This is a genomic window from Mucilaginibacter sp. P4_G9 (assembly GCF_056400985.1).
In genome coordinates this window covers 1-7,313 of the sequence record NZ_JBFUKF010000251.1, presented here as the reverse complement: position 1 = coordinate 7,313, position 7,313 = coordinate 1, and the positions used below count along the sequence as shown (strand labels likewise).

The 7,313-nt window shown below is 41.1% G+C and carries 10 protein-coding genes; 5 read left to right on the top strand and 5 right to left on the bottom strand.

The annotated features are described in order from the left end of the window. Nucleotides 1-15: 15 nt before the first annotated feature. The 3 genes from AC1DPZ_RS18530 to AC1DPZ_RS18520 form a co-directional block, all read right to left on the bottom strand. On the bottom strand, nt 16-753 hold the full coding sequence (locus AC1DPZ_RS18530) for an SDR family oxidoreductase (protein WP_477406118.1): 738 nt from the start codon (nt 751-753) through the stop codon (nt 16-18). A 126-nt stretch (nt 754-879) separates the two neighbouring features. Next, a complete protein-coding gene (locus AC1DPZ_RS18525) occupies nt 880-1,470 on the bottom strand; it encodes a TetR/AcrR family transcriptional regulator (protein ID WP_477406116.1) in 591 nt (196 codons plus the stop codon). Nucleotides 1,471-1,474: 4 nt separating this feature from the next. Beyond that, nucleotides 1,475-1,738: a hypothetical protein gene (locus AC1DPZ_RS18520; protein ID WP_477406114.1), complete on the bottom strand. Its 264-nt coding sequence runs from the start codon at nt 1,736-1,738 to the stop codon at nt 1,475-1,477. Nucleotides 1,739-1,806: 68 nt separating this feature from the next. Between AC1DPZ_RS18520 and AC1DPZ_RS18515 the strand changes: the two genes are divergently transcribed. Beyond that, entirely contained in the window at nt 1,807-2,748 is a 942-nt protein-coding gene (locus tag AC1DPZ_RS18515; RefSeq protein ID WP_477406112.1) for a hydroxypyruvate isomerase family protein, read from the top strand. Here the strand turns inward: AC1DPZ_RS18515 and AC1DPZ_RS18510 are convergent. Next, a complete protein-coding gene (locus tag AC1DPZ_RS18510) occupies nt 2,741-3,661 on the bottom strand; it encodes a hypothetical protein (protein WP_477406110.1) in 921 nt (306 codons plus the stop codon). The two genes, AC1DPZ_RS18515 and AC1DPZ_RS18510, sit on opposite strands and share 8 nt — an antisense overlap. Nucleotides 3,662-3,718: 57 nt before the next feature. Here AC1DPZ_RS18510 and AC1DPZ_RS18505 point away from each other — a divergent pair, with 57 nt between their 5' ends. The 4 genes from AC1DPZ_RS18505 to AC1DPZ_RS18490 all read left to right on the top strand — a co-directional run bounded on the left by AC1DPZ_RS18505 (nt 3,719) and on the right by AC1DPZ_RS18490 (nt 6,512). Continuing rightward, the gene (locus tag AC1DPZ_RS18505) at nt 3,719-4,876 is read left to right on the top strand and encodes a M28 family metallopeptidase (RefSeq protein WP_477406108.1); all 1,158 of its coding nucleotides are present in this window, start codon (nt 3,719-3,721) and stop codon (nt 4,874-4,876) included. A 6-nt stretch (nt 4,877-4,882) separates the two neighbouring features. After that, nucleotides 4,883-5,431 (top strand): GNAT family N-acetyltransferase, encoded by a 549-nt coding sequence (locus AC1DPZ_RS18500; RefSeq protein WP_477406106.1) that lies wholly within the window; start codon nt 4,883-4,885, stop codon nt 5,429-5,431. 143 nt (nt 5,432-5,574) lie between these two features. Further along, on the top strand, nt 5,575-5,793 hold the full coding sequence (locus AC1DPZ_RS18495) for a hypothetical protein (RefSeq protein WP_477406104.1): 219 nt from the start codon (nt 5,575-5,577) through the stop codon (nt 5,791-5,793). 425 nt (nt 5,794-6,218) lie between these two features. After that, nucleotides 6,219-6,512, top strand: coding sequence for a hypothetical protein (locus AC1DPZ_RS18490; RefSeq protein ID WP_477406102.1), 294 nt, complete (start codon nt 6,219-6,221; stop codon nt 6,510-6,512). Between the two features lie 15 nt (nt 6,513-6,527). On the opposite strand, the gene AC1DPZ_RS18485 is transcribed toward AC1DPZ_RS18490, so the two are convergent. Further along, nucleotides 6,528-6,995 carry a CYTH domain-containing protein gene (locus AC1DPZ_RS18485; RefSeq protein ID WP_477406100.1) on the bottom strand — a complete coding sequence of 156 codons (468 nt, stop codon included), beginning with the start codon at nt 6,993-6,995 and terminating at the stop codon, nt 6,528-6,530. Nucleotides 6,996-7,313 lie beyond the last annotated feature (318 nt).

Here is a 7,313-nt window from a genome sequence, read left to right as displayed (position 1 = left end):
CTATAGTTCTTTTATTTACCAGGGCAACTCCTCGCCCAGGTGGTAAAACTTACCGCTGGGGCCATCTTCGCCAACCAATGCCATTTCTACGCTGGTTTTAGCACCATCCGGAATTTCCATTGGGGCATGTTCCGTACCTATTTCGGTTTTAACCCAACCCGGGTGTACCGAGTTTACTTTAATATTTGTACCTGTAAGTTCCTGTGCTAAGTGCACTGTAAATACATTTAAAGCTGTTTTTGAGGCATTGTACGATAACCTCTTGGCTGCATCTATAGGGCCGTTAGGAATAGAGTGAACGGTGAGCGAGCCCAATATACTTGATAAGTTAACAATACGGCCGCCCTCACTTTTCTTCAATAACGGTAACAAGGTATTAGTGAGGTAAACAACGCTGAAAAAGTTGGTTTCGAAAACATATTGAAATTCATCGGCGGTGGTTTCTACGTTCTTCTTTACAAACGCCGACTCTTTGGGGCCAACACCTGCGTTGTTCACCAGAATATCCAGCTTACCAAATTTATTTTCGATATAGGCAGCTGCGGCTGTTCTGTCATCAGCATTGGTAACATCCAGTTGAATGCCATATGCCTCAATTCCCTGGGCTGTAAGCTGGGCTGCTGCTGCTTCGGCAGCGCTGATCTGGCGCGCGGCTACAATCACGGTTATTCCTTTTTCTCCTAATTGTTTGGCAGTTTCTAATCCTAAACCGCGGTTTGCGCCTGTTATTAAGGCTACTTTTTTAGTTGACATGATATTTTATTAAATGATGTTGTGTTAAATGATTACTTTATTGTGTTTTGTTTTTTTTAGACTTTTTGGTCGTTTTTAATAGTTTAAAAAAGGCCGTTCCCGACCTGAAGCATATTACTGCTACGCTTACTTTAATTGGTAGCTTTTCAAATCAGCCTTCAACATTTTTATGAGCGTATGCATGTATTTTGTATTACCGGTAACCCTTGACATAACCATGCCGCCTTCCAGCATAGCGAAGATCTTTAATGCAAATTCTTCGGCATTAATTTCAGGCGACAATTCTTTATCCGCAACCCCTTGTTTAATTACGCTGATAAAACCCTGCTGGCCGCCCTCAATAATCGCTTTAATTTTTTGTTTAATGTCCTGGTTGGTATCATCGCACTCTACACCAAAGTTTAATACCGGACAACCACCTGTTATATAGGAGTTAATTGGATCCTTGTAAATATCAATAACGGCCAAAAGCTTTTTTATGGCGGTTTTTTCTTTTGCCATTACCAAACCTACGTTGTCGGTCAACTTAGTCAGCAGGTAATCAACCATTACGGCGGCAATTTCGTCCTTGCTTTTAAAGTGGCCATACAGGCCACCCTTTGCCATTTTAGTAGCGGCCAGGATGTCATCAATAGTAGTACCGGCAATACCCTTCTGGTTAAAGATAGGTGCAGCCTGCTCTATGATAAATTGCCTGGTTCTTTCTGCTTTGCTCATTATGCTATTGATTGACAGAACAAAAATAGACCAAAAAGTCTAAAAATGAAATTATTTTCCAAAGTTCTTTTTGTTGTGACATTGGGATGAAGAAAGCGGAAAAATATTCGTTTTTTGTTTCGCGCAACGGATACAGAGACGCAAAGTAAGTGTACTTCACCACTTTGTCTTTATCCATAAATCCTTTGTCTATAAGTTCCTTCGTCCGAAAACCCTTTGTCCCTTGTCCGAAAATCCTATGTCCTTCGTCCGAAAATCCTTTATCCATAAGTCCGAAAATCCTTTGTCCTTTATCTCTTAAAAGCCTATCTTGCCTGCTCAAACCAATCCAAACCTATGAAACGCAGAAACTTTGTCCAAAGCTCGGTACTTGCAGGCGCATCATTACTTACAACAGGCGTTTTAAACGCAGCCACGCTTACTGGGTGTACCGATCCGGCCGGTGTTGCTACCACAGCTTCAGATAAACCATTCAACCTTAATTATGGCATCCATGATGGCATGTTTAAAAATCATGCAGGCGATGATTTTATTGAACAGATAAAATTTGCGTACGATAAAGGTTTCCGCTCGATAGAAGATAATGGTATGAGCCGCCGCCCCGAAGATCAACAGAAAAAAATAGGCGATACACTTGCCAAACTGGGTATGGCCATGGGCGTTTTTGTGCAGCCGGGCCTGGGTAATGATAGCAACATGCTGGCATCGGGCAAGGCCGACCAGGTTGAAAATTTTATAAACTCGTGCAAGCAAGCTGTTGAAATAGCCAAACGCCTCAACAGCAAACTGGTAACAGTTGTGCCAGGCGATTTTTTGCGTAGCCTGCCCATTGGCGTGCAAACCGGCAACGTAATAGAAGCCCTAAAAAAAGGCACCGCCATATTGGAACCACATGGCATTATCATGGTGTTGGAGCCACTGAGCGATAACCCAGACCTGTTCTTGCGCACACCAGACCAGGCCTACGCCATTTGCAAGGCTGTTGGCAGTCCATCGTGCAAAATCCTTTACGATATGTATCACGTGCAGCGTAACCAGGGCAACATTATCCCTACCCTCGATTTAGTGTATGACGAAATTGGCTACTACCAGATTGGTGATAACCCCGGCCGTAAAGAACCGGGTACCGGCGAAGTAAATTACAAGAACATATTTAAGCACATTTACAACAAAGGTTATAAAGGCGTTTTGGGGATGGAGCATGGCACAGCCGGGCAGGGTAAAGAGGGCGAGCTGGCTTTAATCAAAGCTTATAGGGAAGCAGATAGCTTTATGTAATTAGCCGCCGTTTTACTTGTTTACCAATGCCGATAAAACTGCTGTGATTAAGCGGAAACTCCAATATTACATGCGCCAGGCTAAGTATAAACAACCACTTTATCCCTAACCGGTAATTGTAAAAATACAAGGCTACGGATGCCGCCCAGAAAAGACCGATAATAACCGATCTTGTAATAGTAATGCGGTGCCAGTTAATAACCCTGGTTTTTGTAAACCAGTTTAGGTAATGATAAGTGTAGGCAAATGCAATAAGCCTGGTTAAAATGATGCTGGCGCGGTTGGTATAAATATTTAGCGTTTGATTGCGTAATGTGGTGGTATTAAGGTGTGCAAAATGCTTGTAGTTGCTGATAGCCCATTGCGTAGGCGTACTGTGCACGCTGGTAAACAACAGGCACAACAGCACCGGACAAATTAAGAAAACAAAAAACGCTAAGTAACCCGAAAAATATCGGCTCTTTAATGCCCCTAACAGCAAAAAAGCCCCGGTAAAAAAATAAACATGAATAAGTGTAGGTATATACAATCCGAAAATGGTACGAAGTATATTGTTGGTTAGCAAAAAGTAGCCCAGCACCACAAGCAGGATAAAAGCCAGCAGCCGCATTAACGAGTTGCCAATAATCAATAATATAAACGACAGGCCAAATGTGTAGTAAATAAGATTGGCATAAGGCAATTTAAGCAGGATTGAAATGATAACAACACAGGCGATTAATAAAAGGTCATATTTCTTAAGCGTAAAATACCGCCTGCTATTTAACCAGGAGATCTCGGTTAAGTAATGCGCCGGCCCAAGTATAGCATAGGACAATAACACCAGTTCGAAAGGAATAAACAAAGCAAGGCATGATGAGCCTAACATAGCAAGTATGTTGTAATAGTTGATGCGGTTTATATCAGCACTCATGGATTAGCTTGTTCCTTAATTTTGGCAATTTACCTTAATCTGCTCAATATAAAATAAATGAAATTTAAACTAACCCTCTTATTCCTTTTTATATCCGGCCTTAGCAACGCCCAGGACAGCCTGTTTGCCCGTAAACTGGTTGATACGCTTACCTCACGCTACTTTTGGGGGCGTGGTTACACGCACGATGGGGTACACAAGGCGGCGGCCTTTATAGCTACACAATTTAAAAGTTACGGTGTAAAGCCAATGGATGGCAAAAGCTACCTGCAGGAGTTTAGTTACCCGGTAAATACTTTCCCCGGCAAAATGAATGTGGCTATAAATGGCGTTAAACTCGTTCCCGGTAAAGAATTTATTGTAAGTCCGGACAGTAAGGGGGTTACCGGTGAAGGCAAGCTGGAACAAACTGACAGCACACATTTTGTCGACCGTAAAAACAGGGTCATCGTTTCGTTAGAGGATAAGCTTACCTGGTCTGTTGAAGGCAAAGCGCTTGATTTTACGCTGATACAGGTTGATAAAAAAGCATTTACACAAATGCCTGCTACCCTTAAAGTTGCCATAGAAAATGAGGTGATCCCCGATTTTAAAACGGCTAATGTTTGCGGTGTGGTAAAAGGCACAGTAAAGCCCGATTCGATTATTGTAATCACGGCGCACTATGATCATTTAGGTGGGATGGGCAGCGATACCTATTTCCCGGGCGCTAATGATAATGCCAGCGGGCTTACCCAATTGTTAAGCCTGGCCAAATATTACGCTGCAAATCCGCAGCCATATACCATGGCGTTCATTGGTTTTTCGGGCGAAGAGGCAGGCCTGCTTGGCTCCAGGTACTTTACAGAAAATCCGCTGATCCCCTTAAAAAACATCCGTTTTTTGATCAATCTTGATCTTAATGGTACAGGCATCGACGGAATTACTGTGGTAAACGCAACTGTTTATCAAAAAGAATTTGCCGCCATGCAGCAGATTAACAACGAGTACCATTACTTTACAAAGGTAGTGCCCCGTGGAAAAGCTGCCAATAGCGACCATTATTTATTTACAGAAAAAGGTGTGCCTGCATTTTTTATATACACTTTGGGCGGCATCAACGCTTATCATGATGTTTTTGATATCAGCGCCACCCTGCCGCTCAATAAGTATAACGATCTGTTCAGGTTCATTGTAAAGTTTAATAATTTTTTGATGCAAAAAGCAAAGCCCTGATTTTTTATGCTCAGTCCAAATTTTCAGCCCTTTCCTGTTTTAACAACCCAACGGTTAATACTACGCCGGTTTATTAATGCCGATGCAGCCGATCTTCTGGAATTACGCGGCAATGCCGATATTATGCAATATATCAACCGCCCGCTAACTAAAACGCTGGATGATGCCCTGGGGCTTATAAACGTTATTGACGATTTGCTGGCAGGCAATAACGGTATTACCTGGTGCATATCATTCAAAAACAATCCTAAATTTATAGGCAGTATCGGCTTTTGGCGAATAGAGAAGGATAATCACCGGGCCGAAATAGGCTACCTGCTAAATCCGGCTTTCCAGGGCATTGGTATTATGCAGGAAGCTGTAGAAGCTGTTATTAGTTTTGGATTTGGGGCAATGAACCTGCACTCCATACAGGCCAATGTAAGCCCCGGAAATATAGGCTCCATCAAACTGCTCGAAACCAATAATTTTAAGCGTGAGGGCCATTTTAAAGAGAATCATTTGCATAACGGAAGGTTTGCAGATACCATTATTTATTCTTTATTAACAAAATAGTAAATGTGTTAACAAAATATTCATACGAAGTATTTTGATTTAAAAAATTTTAATGCATGTTTACAGCTCGAAACCAATTATAGATGGGCTGAAAACAATTCAGTATAAATGGGGTTAAACTAAAAAACAAAAAAGAACTTATCATGGCAACAGAAAAAGGAAGCGGTATTACCGCGTATTCAGTAAAAACAAAAACTAAGAATGTACCGATGATTGATCCAGTGATTGATATTAAATCGGGAAGGTACATAGCAACGGGTACAGATGGTGCCGGAAATAAAATGGCTGCCATTATGGGCAAAGCTACTGCCGAAGAACATATCGCCAATGGTAATGCAAAAAAAGGTACTGGCTGGGCTTAGTATTTTATTAGCCGCAAAAGCCCTGGTTAAGCTTACTTAACCAGGGCTTTTGTATGTATGCAACTTTTTTCTCAACTCCCTATCCTTAATATCGAATACTTTAACATCAGAAATTGCTATGGTAAAGTTAAAACCAAAAGTTTTGCCTCTTGATAGCCGCTCTTTTTGGCCTGCTGTTGCGTTTTTGTTGCGTTTTTGATTTTATGACAATTCGCAATTTATTGATTGTTAGATAGATGCAATTTCTTACTGTTTCACCTGTTGCGAACGCAACAGTAGCACTTTCCCTGTGCCCTCAACACCAATCTTTAATAACAGCTATAAATAAGTAATATTACGTACGCAAAAATGGGTGAAAACACCTATTCATCCGCTTTAACATTTCCTTTAATTTTACAGCATCTGATTCATTAAAGCAATTTAATATGGCTGTACGCATACTTTGTATTAAAACCGATACCACACTACATCATAACCCATACGTAGCTATTGATTCATTAGAGTGGATTAATGAGCGCATTAATGTTAAAGGAATAACCGAACGCACCAAACTTTACGACTGGATAAAGAACGAAGCCGGGGAAGCTTACATTATTGACGAGCAGGGTAATAAAACCAGCCTGATCCCGGCCCTCTGTCCCGAAGGAAATAAATATGTAAAAACGGTTAAAGATGAATCTGAACCCGACGTATTGCTTGGACTACCTGAGAGCGCCTAAAAATCGACCTTGAATTTACCATTTACCGAACGGTTTTGCAGAAAGATATGAATTGTAATACCTTTCGTCGCCGGTAACTTCAATGGTAACCCATGGCGGAAGTATAAATTTTTCATCTTCGCTGTCAAGCTCAATCTCGGCAAGCAGCAGACCCTTATTATCTCCTAAAAACTCGTCAACCTCCCATACCTTACCCGCAACTTCAATACGATAACGGCGCTTCGTCAGTTCAGATACGGCAAAATTATTAAGCAGTTCTTCGCCGTCAACAACCGGAATGGTATACTCATATTCCGATCGGCTAATACCCTTTGTGCTACCCTTTATCGTAATAAAACCCTTATCAGGCGTTACGCGGATGCGGATGGTTTTGGTATCATCACTTAAAATGTATCCTTGTCTAAAGTATGTCCCTATCGGCTTGGGCATTTGCTGCCATTGCTCCTTATCAACCAAAAACTTGCGTTCAATTTCGACTCCCATCGGTTTCTTGTTTTTAATTTAACCTGCGGCCGGGCAGATGGTTTTAAATTTTACCGGGCAATGGTACTCTTATTTTATAAAATATCAACAAAATATTAAATCAATAAGCTATATTTAATGTTATATTCCTATAACCGTTATATTCCTTTTAACCAATTTATAATAGCCATATGAAACCGAGCACAAAACTTTTAGGGTTAATTCTGATATTATCAATTAATCTTATTAACCAGGGTTGTAAGCAACCCAACGTTGTTAAACATGATGGCGAAAAGGACCGGATATCATTTAAACCGGTGTTCGGGATTAGTTATACAG